Source organism: Burkholderia sp. HMSC10F09, from assembly GCF_001806955.1.
Lineage (GTDB): Bacteria > Pseudomonadota > Gammaproteobacteria > Burkholderiales > Burkholderiaceae > Burkholderia > Burkholderia multivorans.
Genome location: NZ_KV786759.1, coordinates 32,532 through 48,290, shown reverse-complemented (window position 1 = coordinate 48,290; position 15,759 = coordinate 32,532). Strand labels below are relative to the sequence as shown.

20 protein-coding genes are annotated in these 15,759 nt (G+C 54.8%); 11 read left to right on the top strand and 9 right to left on the bottom strand.

All coding sequences use genetic code 11. The features are described from left to right. Nucleotides 1–182: 182 nt before the first annotated feature. From rsmD to HMPREF3115_RS17165, 3 genes are all read left to right on the top strand, one after another. Complete coding sequence (gene rsmD / locus HMPREF3115_RS17175; RefSeq protein WP_070555311.1) at nt 183–797, top strand: 16S rRNA (guanine(966)-N(2))-methyltransferase RsmD; 615 nt, start codon at nt 183–185, stop codon at nt 795–797. A 111-nt stretch (nt 798–908) separates the two neighbouring features. Further along, nucleotides 909–1,406: a pantetheine-phosphate adenylyltransferase gene (gene coaD / locus HMPREF3115_RS17170; protein ID WP_006398238.1), complete on the top strand. Its 498-nt coding sequence runs from the start codon at nt 909–911 to the stop codon at nt 1,404–1,406. Nucleotides 1,407–1,854: 448 nt separating this feature from the next. After that, nucleotides 1,855–2,841: a tyrosine-type recombinase/integrase gene (locus HMPREF3115_RS17165; protein WP_006415526.1), complete on the top strand. Its 987-nt coding sequence runs from the start codon at nt 1,855–1,857 to the stop codon at nt 2,839–2,841. 142 nt (nt 2,842–2,983) lie between these two features. Here the strand turns inward: HMPREF3115_RS17165 and HMPREF3115_RS17160 are convergent, their stop codons facing one another. Continuing rightward, nucleotides 2,984–3,169 (bottom strand): hypothetical protein, encoded by a 186-nt coding sequence (locus HMPREF3115_RS17160; protein ID WP_043281551.1) that lies wholly within the window; start codon nt 3,167–3,169, stop codon nt 2,984–2,986. A gap of 128 nt (nt 3,170–3,297) precedes the next feature. Here HMPREF3115_RS17160 and HMPREF3115_RS17155 point away from each other — a divergent pair, with 128 nt between their 5' ends. The 5 genes from HMPREF3115_RS17155 to HMPREF3115_RS29500 all read left to right on the top strand — a co-directional run bounded on the left by HMPREF3115_RS17155 (nt 3,298) and on the right by HMPREF3115_RS29500 (nt 7,000). Continuing rightward, complete coding sequence (locus HMPREF3115_RS17155) at nt 3,298–4,437, top strand: DUF3800 domain-containing protein (RefSeq protein WP_012212685.1); 1,140 nt, start codon at nt 3,298–3,300, stop codon at nt 4,435–4,437. A gap of 81 nt (nt 4,438–4,518) precedes the next feature. Further along, nucleotides 4,519–4,956 carry a hypothetical protein gene (locus HMPREF3115_RS17150; RefSeq protein ID WP_141751688.1) on the top strand — a complete coding sequence of 146 codons (438 nt, stop codon included), beginning with the start codon at nt 4,519–4,521 and terminating at the stop codon, nt 4,954–4,956. Then, the gene (locus tag HMPREF3115_RS30960; protein WP_105767726.1) at nt 4,956–5,258 is read left to right on the top strand and encodes a hypothetical protein; all 303 of its coding nucleotides are present in this window, start codon (nt 4,956–4,958) and stop codon (nt 5,256–5,258) included. Before HMPREF3115_RS17150 ends, HMPREF3115_RS30960 begins: the two co-directional genes overlap by 1 nt. A 15-nt stretch (nt 5,259–5,273) precedes the next feature. After that, entirely contained in the window at nt 5,274–6,185 is a 912-nt protein-coding gene (locus tag HMPREF3115_RS17145; protein WP_012212686.1) for an AbiTii domain-containing protein, read from the top strand. A 53-nt stretch (nt 6,186–6,238) separates the two neighbouring features. Continuing rightward, on the top strand, nt 6,239–7,000 hold the full coding sequence (locus HMPREF3115_RS29500; RefSeq protein WP_231856794.1) for an AbiU2 domain-containing protein: 762 nt from the start codon (nt 6,239–6,241) through the stop codon (nt 6,998–7,000). A gap of 121 nt (nt 7,001–7,121) precedes the next feature. Here HMPREF3115_RS29500 and HMPREF3115_RS17140 read toward each other — a convergent pair whose 3' ends face one another. After that, on the bottom strand, nt 7,122–7,568 hold the full coding sequence (locus HMPREF3115_RS17140) for a DUF6641 family protein (protein ID WP_006415514.1): 447 nt from the start codon (nt 7,566–7,568) through the stop codon (nt 7,122–7,124). Nucleotides 7,569–8,820: 1,252 nt separating this feature from the next. Here HMPREF3115_RS17140 and HMPREF3115_RS17135 point away from each other — a divergent pair. Then, nucleotides 8,821–9,387 carry a tyrosine-type recombinase/integrase gene (locus HMPREF3115_RS17135; RefSeq protein WP_043281548.1) on the top strand — a complete coding sequence of 189 codons (567 nt, stop codon included), beginning with the start codon at nt 8,821–8,823 and terminating at the stop codon, nt 9,385–9,387. A 128-nt stretch (nt 9,388–9,515) separates the two neighbouring features. Beyond that, a complete protein-coding gene (locus HMPREF3115_RS30955) occupies nt 9,516–9,815 on the top strand; it encodes a hypothetical protein (RefSeq protein ID WP_141751687.1) in 300 nt (99 codons plus the stop codon). 67 nt (nt 9,816–9,882) lie between these two features. Here the strand turns inward: HMPREF3115_RS30955 and HMPREF3115_RS17130 are convergent, their stop codons facing one another. Beyond that, nucleotides 9,883–10,230 (bottom strand): winged helix-turn-helix domain-containing protein, encoded by a 348-nt coding sequence (locus tag HMPREF3115_RS17130; RefSeq protein ID WP_012214169.1) that lies wholly within the window; start codon nt 10,228–10,230, stop codon nt 9,883–9,885. A gap of 101 nt (nt 10,231–10,331) precedes the next feature. Here HMPREF3115_RS17130 and HMPREF3115_RS17125 point away from each other — a divergent pair, with 101 nt between their 5' ends. Continuing rightward, nucleotides 10,332–10,934 (top strand): MASE1 domain-containing protein, encoded by a 603-nt coding sequence (locus tag HMPREF3115_RS17125; RefSeq protein ID WP_012214168.1) that lies wholly within the window; start codon nt 10,332–10,334, stop codon nt 10,932–10,934. Here HMPREF3115_RS17125 and HMPREF3115_RS17120 read toward each other — a convergent pair. From HMPREF3115_RS17120 to HMPREF3115_RS17100, 6 genes are all read right to left on the bottom strand, one after another. Continuing rightward, nucleotides 10,926–11,393 (bottom strand): hypothetical protein, encoded by a 468-nt coding sequence (locus tag HMPREF3115_RS17120; RefSeq protein ID WP_233620123.1) that lies wholly within the window; start codon nt 11,391–11,393, stop codon nt 10,926–10,928. The two genes, HMPREF3115_RS17125 and HMPREF3115_RS17120, sit on opposite strands and share 9 nt — an antisense overlap. Before the next feature lie 122 nt (nt 11,394–11,515). Next, nucleotides 11,516–11,950: a hypothetical protein gene (locus HMPREF3115_RS17115; RefSeq protein ID WP_043281547.1), complete on the bottom strand. Its 435-nt coding sequence runs from the start codon at nt 11,948–11,950 to the stop codon at nt 11,516–11,518. Nucleotides 11,951–12,083: 133 nt separating this feature from the next. Further along, nucleotides 12,084–12,947, bottom strand: a complete 864-nt coding sequence (locus tag HMPREF3115_RS30950; RefSeq protein WP_006415525.1) for a hypothetical protein — start codon at nt 12,945–12,947, stop codon at nt 12,084–12,086. 117 nt (nt 12,948–13,064) lie between these two features. Next, nucleotides 13,065–13,760: a hypothetical protein gene (locus tag HMPREF3115_RS17110; protein ID WP_006415488.1), complete on the bottom strand. Its 696-nt coding sequence runs from the start codon at nt 13,758–13,760 to the stop codon at nt 13,065–13,067. A gap of 244 nt (nt 13,761–14,004) precedes the next feature. Further along, on the bottom strand, nt 14,005–14,628 hold the full coding sequence (locus HMPREF3115_RS17105) for a hypothetical protein (RefSeq protein WP_105782821.1): 624 nt from the start codon (nt 14,626–14,628) through the stop codon (nt 14,005–14,007). 8 nt (nt 14,629–14,636) lie between these two features. Beyond that, on the bottom strand, nt 14,637–15,545 hold the full coding sequence (locus tag HMPREF3115_RS17100; protein ID WP_006415492.1) for a DUF4747 family protein: 909 nt from the start codon (nt 15,543–15,545) through the stop codon (nt 14,637–14,639). Nucleotides 15,546–15,759: the final 214 nt, after the last annotated feature.

The following is a 15,759-nucleotide window of genomic DNA, read 5'->3' as shown; positions in this document are numbered from 1 at the left end:
CGAGCCGCGGGGCGCCGGGCAGCCGCCGGCGCTCGCGGAGCGCCGCGCAACGCGGCCGAAACGCCGCATTTTATCAGGCGCGGCGACGCGCTCGCGTCAGCACGCGCCGCCGCTGTGGTAACGTGCGCCTGTTTGCCGGCATGCCGGTGCGCATGCCCGTTCCCCCGTCCCGATATTCCTGTATGTCCCGTTCCTCTTCCGGCCGCTCCACGGCCTCGTCGGCTCGCGGCAAGCCGCATACGATCCGCATCATCGGCGGCGAGTGGAAACGCACGCCGCTCGCGGTGCTCGACCTCGACGGCCTGCGTCCGACGCCCGATCGCGTGCGCGAGACACTGTTCAACTGGCTCGGCCAGGATCTCGAAGGCCAGCGCTGTCTGGACCTGTTCGCGGGCACCGGCGCGCTCGGTTTCGAAGCCGCGTCGCGCGGCGCGGCGAACGTCGTGATGGTCGAACGCCATCCGCGCGCCGCGCAGCAGCTGCGTGCGATCAAGGACAAGCTGGGCGCGCGCACGGTCGAGATTGCCGAGGCCGATGCGCTGCGGCTCGCGGCCGGCCTCGCGCCGCGCTCGTTCGACGTCGTGTTCCTCGATCCGCCGTTCGGCGATGCGGCCGCGCTCGCGCGCGCGATCGCGCTGACCGCGCCGCTCGTCGCCGACGGCGGCGCACTGTACGTCGAGTCCGGCGCCGAGCTCGACCTTTCCGCACACGACGCGCTCGCGGGCTGGCAGGTCGCGAAACACGGCAAGGCCGGCGCGGTCCACTATCATTTGCTGCGGCGCGAAAATGATGAATAATGCGCGTTCCAAAAGAGGCGGCGCGCCCGAACGGCGACGCACGTCCATCTGTGCAGTGGCGTGCACGTCGCACCGCTGCTTCCCCGTTTGCGTGATGACAGGAGGAGCGACATGGTAGTCGCCGTGTATCCCGGTACGTTCGATCCGCTGACGCGCGGCCACGAAGACCTCGTGCGGCGCGCGTCGAGCATTTTTGACACGCTGGTCGTCGGCGTCGCCGACAGTCGCGCGAAAAAGCCGTTCTTCTCGCTCGAAGAACGTCTGAAGATTGCGAACGAGGTGCTCGGCCATTACCCGAACGTGAAGGTGATGGGCTTCAAGGGCCTGCTGAAGGACTTCGTGCGCACGAACAACGCGCGCGTGATTGTGCGCGGGCTGCGCGCCGTGTCGGATTTCGAATACGAGTTCCAGATGGCCGGGATGAACCGCTATCTGCTGCCCGACGTCGAGACGATGTTCATGACGCCGTCCGATCAATATCAATTCATTTCGGGCACGATCGTGCGTGAAATCGCGCAGTTGGGTGGCGATGTCAGCAAGTTCGTGTTCCCGTCCGTCGAGAAGTGGCTGACCGAGAAGGTCGCCGCGATGGGCGGCCCCGCCGCTTGATGCAGGCTGGCCGATTTCGTCGCGAGATCGGCCGGTACTAACTGCCGCCGGCGCTGGTGCATTCGGCTCGGTGCATCGGCGCTTACAGCGTCATCCGGATGCCTTCAGGCCTGAGCGCCGCCGTATCGGACACTCGGCATCGTCGGCCGTCATGTCTTGTCATGCCGCGGCCGCCGACGCGATCGCTAATGCGCGAAACGGCTCCATTTCCCCCTCGATGTCCCGCTCCCGTCGCGTCGCACGCGATCCCGGGCGGCCGGCCGAAAAGCTATAATGCATTGTTTTTTCTAGGAAAGCTGGTGGCAGTATGGCTTTGATGATTACCGACGAGTGCATCAATTGAAAATTGGGGTCGGATTCTAATTTAACCGTGGCCCAAGGCTTTCCAGCTTTTCCAATTGTCCGAAATCATGTTTTTGCAACTCAACCGCAACTCAGAGGCAAAAACATGGCGACATTCAGTCAGCGTAACGGACGCTGGCAAGTCAAAATTAATCGCAAGGGATTTCCTACGCAGTACAGATCATTTGCGACGAAGGCAGAAGGCCAAGTCTGGGCGCGTTCCGTCGAAACGGCGATGGACGACGGAACGTGGGTCGATCCGGCAGGCACGACCGACGTCACCTTCGGAAAACTGCTGGAGCGTTACAGAGAATCCATTACGCCGACAAAGCGTAGCAGGCGCAGCGAAGAATATCGGATCGGCAAAATGCTGCGCCACAAGATCGCCGAGTACAGCATGCGAAATTTGACCGCGAGCTTGGTGGCCGATTACCGCGATCAACGTCTCAAGGTTGCTACCAACTCGTGCGTCTGCCGCGAACTCGCAACGATCAGCGCGGTGATCACGCATGCGCAGCGTGAATGGGGGCTTTCAATAACCAATCCTGCGAAGCTCGTGAAAAAGCCGCGATTGCCGCCCGGTCGAAATCGCATATTGAAGCCAGCCGAGCTTGATCGCCTCTTGCATGAACTGCATGCGGAGCGCCACGAATTGCGGAGCAGGTGGTTGCTACCGCTCGCCAAGCTTGCGCTGGAGACAGCGATGCGGCAGGGCGAATTGCTGTCACTGGAATGGAGGCACGTCGATTTCGATCAGCGCACGGCCTATCTGCCGATGACGAAAAACGGCAAGGATCGGCATGTTCCGTTGAGCAGTGCCGCGATCGCGATTCTAGAGAGCTTGGAGCGCATCGACGAGCGCGTCATTCCGATCACTCAGAATGTCGTCTTGTGCGCGTGGCCGCGAGCATGCAAGCGCGCTGCAATTGAAAACTTCCACTTTCACGATCTACGGCACATGGCAACGACGAATCTTGCGAAAAAGCTGCCGAACGTGATCGAGCTTGCATCCGTGACCGGGCATTCCAACGTTCAGATGCTGAGTCGGTACTATCACACGTCAGCGGGCGAACTGGCGAGAAAGCTCGGATAAGCCTCGATAACTTGTGTATACCGTACACACGGGAAATCTCGGAAAACTTAGTTCCTTGATGACGAAGCCCTGTTAGATTGCGTACGAACAGGGCTTGTATTTGCTTCAAACGTCGGTTCAACCGACGTTCGCTGGATGTCGATCATGCCGGCTTGGCGTTGAGGTCGGCGAGCTGCTTCTTCGCCTTGTCGATGCGATGGGTCAAGTCGGCACGCTTTGCTGCGACCGTCTGGCGCTTGGCGGCCCGCTTTTGCGCTTTGATGCGCTGTTGCTCAAGGTCAGCGACTTCGTGCAAGCCGGATCGGCTCAGGATTTCGTGGTATCTCATGCGTGTTGCCTCTATCGTTGCGTGCAGGTATTTATGCTGATGGAGTGGTGACAGGTGCCGCACTAGATCGCTGTCCTGCCGTGTCGGATAAACTCGATCTATCATTAAAATGACGCGAGGGGCTGACAATGGACGAAGAGCTTGCCAATGATGTGCAGGGAATCGCTGCTGATAGTGAAAAAGACCCTGGGCCTGCGGACGCGGATCGAGAGGCCAAACGCGCTGCCGCACGGTTGAAAGCAAAAGAAAGCCTTATTGCGTCATTGGCAGGGGGCGACTTCTCGAACCAGCAGACTCGCGTCGCTCACATTCTGAACTTGCATCCCGCTGCGAGAAACAGCGATGTGGCGCTCGCCCTCAAATACTGGGAAACATTCCAGCCTGAAATATACAATCCTGGCGGTATCAAGCCGGCGGACTTCTTCAAGCTCGACCGTGTGCCATTTCTCGTGCGTGCTCGGGCGAAAATCCAGAACGAGTACGAGTTATTTCAAGCTGAGGAGAAGGTACGGCGTCGCCGCAAGGGGCGCGAAGACGAGATGCGCGAGGCCGTGTTGAACGACGAGGCTCCACGGCAAATGCTTCAAGTATTTTCGGACGAGACGGGAAAAGGCGAGGATCACGTCATCATAGGGTCCGTGTGGGTGCTGAACGGTCGCGCTGTGTATGACGTATCCAAGGCCATCAGGGATTGGCAGGCGGTCTCAAAGTTCGCTAGACGAGAAATTCACTTTTCGGCGTTCGGCAAGGGAGACGTGGATGCCGTAACAGATTATTTGAACGTCGTCGCCGCGAATCGAGAATTTTTGAGCTTCAAGTTGATCGCTGTGAACAAACGTAACTCGCGGCGTCCGATCGATGAAGTGGTGCAGCGGCTGCATGAGTTCATGCTTGTGCGCGGACTTCGTCACGAGATCGAAAGCGGTCGTGTTGGCGTGCCGCGTCACGTTGCTGTGACGATGGACGAAGAGCAGTCTATAGATCGGATTGCGTTGACCGAGATCCGCAACCGAGTCTCTGAAGGTATCGAGCGAGCGAACCTAGACGGCGTTACGTTGGACGAGCGATTCAACACCGTGTCCTCCAAAGACAGCGCATTGGTGCAATTGGCGGATGTAGTCGCTGGTGCAGCGAATCGCCAACTAAACTTCAAAGGCGAGCGTAATTACAAGGACGAAATCGCCGACCGTGTGATGGATGTACTAGAGCTAAAACTGGAAGAGGATGAGGCGCCTGGAGTAGACGCAGCGGTGCTATTCCGAATTTAGGAGCAAGCGGCTACGCGATAGACGATTACCCGTTGCGGAACTGATACACTGTGGCACGCGTTTTCCACGGAGGGACCACGCGTGGACTTTTTTAACCGGCTCTTTTCTGGGCTCGTCAAAGCGCGACTGCCGGGCGGTGTCGTCGGTCGAACCTACCTTGCAACCGCAGCGGTTTGCCTCGGTCTGTGTGGCGTCGGATTGTGGATACATGTTGAATGGTTGTCCGCTTTGGCAATCGGTGGGGTCATCGTGATTTTTTGGCTCGGATCGGACAAGGCGAGCAAATTCGCAATGCAGTATCCATTTCTTGCTACGTTGGAAGGCGCCCAGATCACCGCTTACCAGAAGGCAATTCTCGCAAGCAAGAACATGCCGTCTATCGACACAGCCTTCCAGGCTTCGGCAATCGAAGCGCCGCGCACGGGAGATGCCAATATATTAGCGGCTTCGGCTGGTATGAGCAGCAGTGCCGCGAGCGAACTGGAGCCGGTAGCAGAAGATCCGGAGGAAACGGAATAATGCCTGCCGCGCGCTTTCTGAGCATTCTTATTTCTGCGGACGCTTCGCAGCCTACAACCGCGGTCAAGGAAGCGATGGACAAATCGCTTGACTGGTTTCGGTTGGCGGACAACTACTACGTAGCTTATTCGACAGCATCATTGAATCAATGGAAGTCAAGGTTGGCTCCTATTGCAAAGCCGAACGGATTTTACTTCGTTGCTCCACTCAGCATGGAAGACAAAGTGGGGTATGTGACGCGCGCCTTCTGGGATTGGGTCGACGAAATGCCCGAGAAGCATAAAAAGAAAAACATCAAATAACAGGAGGAGGGATCCGTGAGGTTATTAGGGGAAGTCATAGACCTCCTGAGTGCCAATGACGGCTCGCTCACAGGGGCGTTGTTGAAAACCAAAGTGTTAATGCACAGGATCGGTCACAAGGAATTAGCCGGATGGGTTAACGATGAGCTCAATGGGTACAAGGACGAAAATTTAATTCCGACGTATCGAGTTGTGCGCGCTCGAATAGTAGGGAATGTAATGCTGCCTGGCGGTGCGCGGTATCGCAGCCAAACGTTGCCGACAGCGCACTTGCCTGAGGACATCAGGCAGAGTTATACGGAATGGCCGATGCCACAGTCGATCAGCGTGCTCGAAACTCTGGCGGCACAAACACAATCATTGTCAAACGCCATTGCGCCCGAGATATACGGCACGTTCGGCAGCGGATACGAAGCCGCGCACGTCACTAGTGCGTGGCGACAGATTGAGCCAGGGCAGGTGCAGAATATAGTTGTGGAAGTGCGTTCGCGACTGCTTGATTTCGTGCTCAACCTGCAAGATCAAATCGGTGATGTGCCGGAGAGTGATATGAAAGAAGCCGCGAAAACGGTGGATGCCTCTGGAATGTTCAATAACGCGATGTTTGGCGATAACGTCACGGTTGTCATCGGGCACGGCAACGTCACCACCAGTATCAACACGGTGCAGAAGCGTGACTTCGATTCCCTGTCTGCTGCGTTAAAAAAGGCAGGTGTTGACGACGAAGACGTGGAAGCCCTGAGGACGGCCATTTCCGATGATGATTCGGCAGGTGCGGTAGTGGAGAAAGACCGGTTCGGGCCAAAAGTGCAGAACTGGTTCGGAAGCATGATCCGAAAGGCTGCTAGCGGCGGTTGGACCATCGGCTTATCTGCGGCAGGGGCTGTATTGGCCGCCGCGATCAACGCTCACTACGGATTCAAGTAGGTTTCAGTGCAATCAATTGTGCGATTATCAGGTTGCATCCGGTGAATGCTACGATGTCGCCACCTGAACGACAGACGAAACCTATGGTGCGGATGGCGACGAGCGAAGAACGACTGACGCGCGCGAAACTACTGGTAGCAGCAGCCGAAGAGGAAATGCTCTTGGCCATCATGTTCCATGAGACGTGGAAGCCGACCGCTTACGATGGCGACCTTCGGGCGCGTATCGGTGGCTCCTATGCGGCTCATACCTTCGAAATCATACGGCTTGCTCTGCGGCGCGAAGTGGTGATGGCACTGATGCGCTTATGGGATGACCATCGGCAGGCTCTGAAGCTGAATTCCATTGTAGATGTTCTTCAGAGTGCTGAATGTTTTGACGGACTTATGCGAGAGCGCATCGCCGCCATCGGAGTACCCGAGGAAGAAGCTGATGCGTTGCGCGATACCCATCGGAAGTTACGCGATGACATGGTGGCGCTAGTGCGCAAGCATACGCACAGCAACGACCCGTCACCACTACTCGACCGGTTGCGCACCATCCGCCATGAGCGGCTAGCGCATCGGCAGGCAGAGCAACCGACCGACCCTGCTGGACTGCTAGCCACTGATGAAGAGGTAGAAGACCTCTATCAGGACTCGAGAAGAATCATAAACTATATGGCCCTACTGCTACTGGGAAGATCATTTTATCTTGCCTTGGGCTCCGGTCGTCCATATCGAGAAAGCGCTGGATACTTCTGGGAGTCGGTGCGTGGAGAAGGGGCCGAAGGACATCCGCGCGTCGAACGCGCGCAAAGGCGACGGCCTCTGTGAATATATACAATCGCCGAGCTCCGCTATTACAGATAGCTGAGCCGGTGCGTCGCATCCTCGATTAGTCGCCGAATCGTGCGGGGCAGGACACACCCTCGGCCTGGAACTTGCCATCGGCGCATCACTTCTTGCCGACGAAGCCCGACCGCATCTGTCCGCTGATAGCCTCGATCTGAGCGTCGAGCTCTCCAGCGACGACTGCGGCCTTGAGCGTGTCGAGCGTCGGAATCAGGTCAGCGAGCGTCCCGATTTCGATGGCTGTCTTGCCCTTCGCAAGCTCCAGCGTTTTTGCACCGTACTTCACGTGCATATGAACGCGGCCGTTCTCTGCGGTCCACCACCAAGCACGGACACGCTTCTGCACTTCCAAGTTACGTCGTTCGCCGGTTTCTGCATCCTTCACCGAACGAAACTTCGTCGGTGTAAACGACGTTCCAGCCTGTTGAGCCTTGGCGAGTTCCGTCTGTTCCCAAATTTGCGCGATCAGTCGGTTACGGCGTTGCACGATCTGCGGCAGTGCACCGGGCCGTTTCGCAGCGACGATCTTCAGATTTGCGATTGCGCTCATGTATTCCTCCTATGACGTTTCAATACAGAGGAGGATGTGTTCCGTGTGGCGTGGGATCAAGAAAAGATTGATCCGGTGTCGCGCTCCGCTTGCTAGCTCACGTCATCGAAGATTTCAGCGGGCGAAGTCATAGGTCGAGCCACAAGAGATAATTCTTTGGGGATATGGGTAGCAATATTCAGATGCTCGTTGTAGCAGACGCTCGACCGCTTCGCTATCGCGGCAGCTACAACGAAGCAGCGCTTCTGGCAGTCTGGCTTCTTGAAACTTCGTTTCTGCGAATCCCGCTTTGCCATCGCGCGATCTCAGAACAAACATATCTGGAACAAAGCGCCTATGAGCAACTGCGCCGACATAGGCGTCATGCCGAAGTCGGTGCGGCGAAATAGGCGCACATGAGTTGCGAGCGAACGAGCGAAGCAGCTCAGGTGGCTTATGTGGAAAACATCGTTACCAGAAGATTTTACAGAAATTGAAGTCAAGGTGAATCTAAACCCTCTTCCGCCATTCTTTGAAAATGAATGGCGAATGGCCCTGGACTCCCTCTTCTTTCGTTATCAAGGTGGAATTGCACCGCTCCTATCTCTACCGCTATAGCTCTACCAGCAAGCAGCGACATCCTTCACGTCGCTAACCCCATCCTCGCCCTGTCCGTTATTCCAGATAGCTATAGAATCTGGCGAACTTCTGGTCGTTTCCGACCAATGCAATACTATTACCGGCCATGTGTCGTTCGGGCCTCATCTCTTGCATCGACCTACCTGGCGATTACTGGGGAGCAGATTGCTCGCATGCATCATCGCCATGTATTACTGCGTTTGTAGTTGTATGTTGTAGGTGGGAGAGCGCTAACAGCGTCGAGACTAGCGAGCGTTGTTGCGCTTCCCTTGGTTGCCAAATACGTGTTTGTCAATTTGGAATCTGTGAGACGAGTTAAACTAGTCTTTTAACTCGGTAGTATTTATACCGCTGCGTCAGATTCGATGTGGAACATCGAAAATTAGCGGGTTCTTGCCTTGTACAGTCGCTCGTCCGGTCAACCGACAATTTTAGCGGCAGCACACACGTCACTTGTCGGTTTAACCGACATGTCATTTCGACATCAGGTCGAAATCAAAGGTTTTTGCTAAAACCTTTTGTTATCGCGTAAGCGCTTGTTTTCTCTGACATCTACGTGGTGTCATTCCTTTGTTGATCCGTAAAACTAAAGAATACATCCTCTGGACATAGATTTTGTTTGTTCAGGGGCGAAATGAAGCAGGCCAAGACATTTACGGAAAAGGAACTCAAGCAGGTACTGACCTACGTCTCGTTGCGACGCCATGCGTTGCGTAACCGAGTGATGGTGCTCCTGACGCACTGGGCTGGCATGCGTGTAGGAGAAGTCGCCGCGTTGCTTGTGCGAGATGTGCTTGATACGGACGGTTCGATCAAGTCAGAAATTCGGCTTGCTCCCGAGCAGACCAAGGGCCGACATGCGCGCACGGTTTTCCTCGGGCAGAAATTGCGGCGCGAGTTGGCCGGGTATGTTTCGAGCTTGAAGAACCCGAGGCTCGACGGCCCGCTGTTTTATACGCAGAAGCGGGCCGGGTTCACGCCCAATACGCTCTGTCAGTATTTCCACTGGCTCTATAAGGAAGCGGGTATCCACGGCGCGAGCAGTCATTCAGGTCGACGTTCGTTCATCACGAATCTGGCGAACAAGGGCGTCGGCGTCCGCGTGTTGATGTCGCTCGCAGGGCATCGAGATATTTCAACTACGCAGCGATACATCGACGTCAACGACGACATGCAGCGCAATGCCGTGGACCTCGTGTGATGAGGCGTGCGAATCCTGCTCAGTTAGAAGCGCGTCGCCGGTTTGCGCTAGCGTTCAGGCGCGAGAACAGACCTGACCTGACGAACGTACTCGGTAACGGCTGGTCGCTCGGACAGGACATGCGCCGGATGACCGATCAGCAATATTTCGCGAAAGCAGTACAGCTATTCAATCGGCGCATTGGCATTGCCCGGTTTGCGTTGGCCGACAAGCAGACCTGTTCAGGGTCACGAACGTATAGAAAACCTACGGAGAAAATCTCATGGCTAGTTGCGCAGGTCGTATTCTCAACCAAGCAGGACAGCACTCTGCGACCCTCTATCGGTGCACGAAATGCGGCGCTGTCGGATGCCGCGATCATCGCTGTACGAACCACAATTGGAGCAGCAACGACGGTTGCTTGCGTTGCGGAGGTCACGGCACTATGAAGCCTGTTCCGTAAGTTTCCGGAGCGGCGGATCGAATTGTCGGTTTAACCGACAATCCAGGGGGAAGTCAGGTACCCTTGGCGGCTCTGGCGAACGCCTCGGCGAGTTTATCGAAATGCTTTAGGGCGGCAGGAGTGAGTTCGATCTGTTTGCGCCGCGAGTCGTCGGTGTCGCCAAGTGTGAGCCACCCTTTTTCACGCATCGACTTGAGTCGGGCGTGCAGTGTTGCCGGCGAACCGAGATCACTCTGTGCCATCATGTCGCGTACGGAGAGGCGCTCGTTTTTTTGCGTCATGCGAGCAACGAACTCGAGGATCTTTTCTTCGAGTGGGTCAAGCGCCGGTAGCGACGGAAGTCCGCGTAAGGCTTCGGTAAGTTGCAGAAAGCGTAGGTAGATATCAGCTGGGCGTGTCATATCGAGTCCGACGCTCCGTTGACCAGAACGCTCACACCGCCGTACGGAAAACGAAGATCGACGCGTCGGCGGTGTACATCGGAACGGGGAATTGTACTTCAATGAGCAACTGGCGCTTACGGTTGGCATCGGTCATCGGCACTGCCTTGGTTTTCGTTGTTTCGCTCTGGGTGAATCAAGAGGTGTTCACGCATTCGGAGTTCGTGCGTGGCGTGAACTGGATCTACTTGCCGTCGGGCGTCAGGCTTCTTGCGACATTGCTGCTCGGTAGCGATGGCGCTATCGGCCTGCTTGTAGCAAGCTGGCTGGTGGACTTCCTGTACTTCTTTCCTAACGATCCGATCCGCTCGATAGCTGGTGGCATAATTGCGACGGTTGCTCCCTATGCGACATATCGGCTTGCAAGAGAGCATTACGGCCTGCATGCCTCGCTGACCAATCTCACGCCGAAGCGATTGCTTATCCTAGCCCTTGCCTTTTCCGTTGCGAACCCGCTGTTGACTAACATCTGGTTGGCGTTGCGCGGGCAAACGACGAATATTGGCGAACGATTCTTTGCCATGTTCGTCGGTGATCTGTCTGGCACTCTAATCATCCTGTACACCATAAAGATACTGCTGTCGGTACTTCCAGGCCCGGCCGAGCGTCGCAACATGACGCGGAAAGACCGTGCCGATGGGGACAAACGGATCGTATCAGGATGAGCTTTGATTGATATGTTTGCCTTCCATTGCGGACAGCGCTTCCAGGAAGATTGCCTGTAAAGCGGGCAGCGTTTTGTCGAAGGCATCAGACAAGCCCTGCTGTCGGCTTAACTTTTCCAGCTTTGTCCGGTAGAGCCGGGCGGCCTCGCATCGCTCATCGATGGGAACGAGGAAGTATTCCCCACTCTGGCTTTTCGTGGATTCGATGACCTTGGCGAGTCCTTGTTCCTGCAGATCGAAAGCGCCGCCGATCGCCTGACCTCGGCTGCATCCTAGCAGCAGATGCAGCTTGTCGAGTGAGATAGCACCTGTCGCCAGCGCGATGTCGAGGGCACTTGCTGAGAACACCGATGTATTGAGGGTTTTCGCAAGGGCGGTTGCGAAGCGTCCTTGGTACAAGGACATGAAATTGTGAAAGTGGGTGATCGCGTACATATCTTGCCGTGGGTAGTCGCGCATGGCGTGGGCCGGATTAGGGTTGTTGCGATATGAAATTTATAACGATATAAAAATTATAGCACCAGAAGAGCAAGTACAAGAGCTCGCCCAAACAAATACACTGGCTTAGTCTGTCGATGGTGTTATCGTCTGCGTCGCCTTGCTTCCATCGCAGTCAGGGCTTCCATGAAGATCGCTTGCAGGGTAGGAAGCATCTTCCCCAGCGCATCGGATAGGCTCATGTCGGGGCCGAGCCGTTCCAGCTTGGCGCGATACAGCCGAGCAGCTTCGCATCGAGTATCGACGGGCACGAGGAAGTATTCGCTGTTCGGGCTTCTTGTCGATTTGATGACTTGGGCTAGGCCCTGCTCGTGCAGATCGAACGCGGCACCTACTGCCTGGCCGCGACTGCAACCGAGCAGCAGATGCAGCTTGTCTAGTGAAATTTCGCCGGTGGACAGCGCGATGTCGAGCGCCTTCGCCGTGAACACGGAAGTGCCGAGCGATTTTGCAAGAGCGATAGCGTGCCGCCCTTGGTACAGCGACATGAAATTGTGGAGCCGTGTGATTGCGAACATTTAACCCCTTGCTACGCTTTATATCGGACATCATCATGTGATGCACGATATAAAGAGGGTGGCGAGGGGGTGTGGATCATCAAGCAATATTCTGATTGAAAATCGTCCGGTCAACAGACAATGAACTCATTTCTTACAAGTAATCATTGCTGGCTGGCGTTTGATCTTCGAGCTTCATATCAAAGCAGCAGATTTCATATGAGCCATCGGGGTACGCGCGAAGCAAAAGGGGCATTGCTTGTCCCGCTTTTGGGATGTTCAACTTCCCTATCATTTCGATAAGTCGATCTTCATCGATCGGTTTCATGTAATGAACTAGGTTGCATGATTTCATTTTTTCCAAAGCAGCGACGAAATCCTCGCTGATCTTTCTCTTGTCGATTTTCGGGGCTTTGACTGGCTTGTCTTTCCGCCGTTCTTCCGAAATTTTACGACGAATTGCATCGAGCCCATCATTTTCCTTTACCCATTCAGCGAATGTCTGCTCTGTTTGACCTGCATCGTTGGCACGTTGAAGAATGAGTGCGTCCGAGGAAGCCTGTCGTCGCTCTTCACCTCTATAAATCCGAGAAATCAAATGGTACTCTGTCGTATTCTTCCGCTTTTTCTTGAATGATTCGTCCGTTGCCTTTTCATACAGGGCGGCGTAGATTTTATCCTGAAGAAGCGTATTGTCGATTCTAAAAAATTTCTGACGAATTCCGAGGCATTTTGCAAGTGAATCAATTGCGGCTTGCTGGATTTTTCCATGATAGTAGTCGTTCTTTTTTCTGATCAACTCACCGTACTTCTTAAGATCGTCGAGCGCGCCTTTAAGAAGTGGGATTATCACATTTTCATCATGTGACTCCAGCTTGTTCGAACTGAATTCAGAGCTGCTCGATTGCTTGGCTTCCTCAAGAGCCTTTTTGATATTGGACTTGTCAACCGGAAATTCTTTTGCGGCGCTGGTATCAAGTTCCTGCGTGGTAGTCTCGGCTACGTTAATATTTTCCATGGCATACTCCTTATAAAGTTTATGGATTGCCGATCGGTTAATCGACGAGGTAAACTTTATTTCGGAGCGAGATTAAAAAATACTGCGCCAACCTCATCACGTACGATGTTTGGGGGGCTAACGGGTAACTTTTTTGCGGGCGAACGTCATGCCTTCTAGCCATCCGGTGATGGTCTTCTCCGCCTGTGCTTCGGACATGTTGACCTTGCGTGCCACGGACTCCTTCAGTACCGTCTCCTTGATCGACAACGCAGCATTTCGCTTGCTGGGGTAGTTGCCCGCCGCTGCCAGTTCCCGAGCGAGTTCACGCAACCGTCTGTATTTCTCGTCACGCTTGTCTGAACCCTTGCGGCCAGAGGCCGATGCGATCCGCTTCACGGTCGTTGGCAGATGTGAAACCTGCCGTGCTCGACCAAGCCAGAACTGCGCATGACACATGCAGACCCAGCCTTTATGTTCATCGCCGGCTTCCGATGCTCTGCGGCTGAGGATGGCCCATGAGCACGAGGTTCGCAGGTAATCCAATAGCTCTTGCTTGCGCGACTTGGAAAAATTCGTCGGCATCTCGTACGGATCAAGATTCATATCCGCCAATAGTGGCGCAACAAATGACGATTGAAACTCATCGAGCACGCTCTGGATGAGCTGCGGATTCCTGTCTTTTTCCGATATTTCCCACAGGTCATTCTTGCTCTTTCGGAAAAGCTGACCTCCCCAGAACATGACTTTGTCGTACATTTCATCTAGCGTCTGATGGTAGATGTCCACGGCAATAAAGTCATCTGCCGAAAGATCGAAGTCGTTGGAGTCCATTCGTTAAAGTTGGATCTGATGCGCTGCTTATGAAGCAACAGAGTACGGGCTAAACGCGTTTAACGGCGCTTTGGTGCGTTGCTTGTGGGCGAGGCTGCGCAGGTGTCGAGTAGGCCGGCGAAACGCTTGGCGGCTCGTCAGGCCAACCGAAGGGGGAGAATGTCGGTTGCGCCGACAATTGCGGACGGCGAGATGCTTGTTTGTTGAACGTGCGCGCACCTGCAACAGGATTTCACGGCACCCTTCACTGCTTGTCACTAATCGACTTATAGGCGGAAACGTAAATTAGGCTGATCAGCTCAAGCATCAGGACGAAGCAATATGAGAGTAGCCACACTGAGACATAGAAACTCCAAATGTCCATGAAAAACTGTACGAAAGCACCAAATGCAATCGATAGCGCTATCATAACTAGCGGATACGCCATATCCGCATTGATCATGTTCGGAGGCGTTTCGGGATTTACTTGCGGGGCGCTCGGTTGCCTATCATCCTGCGCCGTTGTCTCTCGCTCACCTCGAAGAGACTTAAAGAAAGACTCGGGCAGGGCGAAAATCAACGCGTAAACTCCAATACCGAAGCCAAGCAGATTGGGGAATATGCCAGTCAGCATGTCAGTGAACTTAGTCGAGGGATCTGGGAGCTTGCTAAAGTGCGACGTTAACTTGCATGTGATCCAAATTGCAAAAACCCCCGATAGCACCAGCTTCGGAACAATCCGACGAACCCAATGCATTGGCGGCGCGAATCTCACCAGCGCATCATGTTCCCCCTCGTAAGCGTAGCCGTTCACGATGAGAACGATGTCTCCCAAGATCGGCATACGGATCAAGAGCGAGTACACAAATCGATGGATTGAATCCCACATTTTTGCGTTCAATCGTGAGCGCCTTTAACGGGCGCGCTGGCCTTCTTTTCGGCGCCGGGAATTGACTGGTATACGCGGTCTATGAACTGAGGTTCGGTTTCCTTCTTTCCTTCCTTGAGGATTTGCCTAACAGGGTGATCCTTCATGCGAAAGATTTTTCGTTTCAGCGTTTTTCCCTGGCCCACGACGTAATTTATTGATGCGTTCCCGTAACGTTGAGCGATTTGCAAGAGGAATTTCCCGAAGTCTGTTGGCGAATCCATAAGGCTGCCCTTGCTCGCCTTTTCGATATGCTCAACCTGATGGATATTCTTGTCGCGAAGCTCTTTCTGCAAGCTCTGGACGAATTTGTCCGAATTTGCGAACGTGACCGTCACGTGAACACGTCTGAAGCCCTTTGCTTCCTTGAAGACTTTTTGTACGGCGTCGCTTGCGGTAAGCTGATCAATCGTCAGAATGTATTCTGGGTAGAGGTCAGATCGGACCGGCTCAAGAAGATGTGATAAAGCCTTGATCAGTTGCCCAGTCGACGGGAGCCGACCCTGCGTGTCTTCGATTGCCAAGATGTGCCGGTCATAATCGAAGGCGAACCGGAAGTACGTCGGGTGAGCACTCGCACCAGGGGATGCCGTGAACACGGTCTGGCTGGTGTAGATGTCAATGACCGATTCGGCAACGTCGAATTTCAGAAATTTACCGCGAGCGTAATCGTCGGCCGGCTCAACCGTGAAGGCCGAAAATAGTAGGCCGCTCCGAAGGCCGTATGCGATTGCCTCAACTCGGCGATCCTGTACGGCCTTGACGACGCGTTGCTTCAGACCGGCGAAAAACGCTTGATACCCTTTTTTCCCGACGTCGCCCCGTTCGTGCACGTTGATGGGAAGCAACTGCACGTTGTAATAGCGAAAACCGGCCATATAGCCCCGTAGCTTTTTTGATATGGGGAAATACTACGGGGGTTCGGACGTAACTGCAACGACGTGCTCATCAGCAGAAAAGCACTGCTAGCAGTGGCTGGGCGGCGATTTCTGAGACCTGGGATGTCGGTTGCACCGACAATTCAGGTTACTGCTGAGTCATGTCGGGTCGACCACGTCGATTTCCGGGCCCATCGAAATCGCGCCGTTCGGG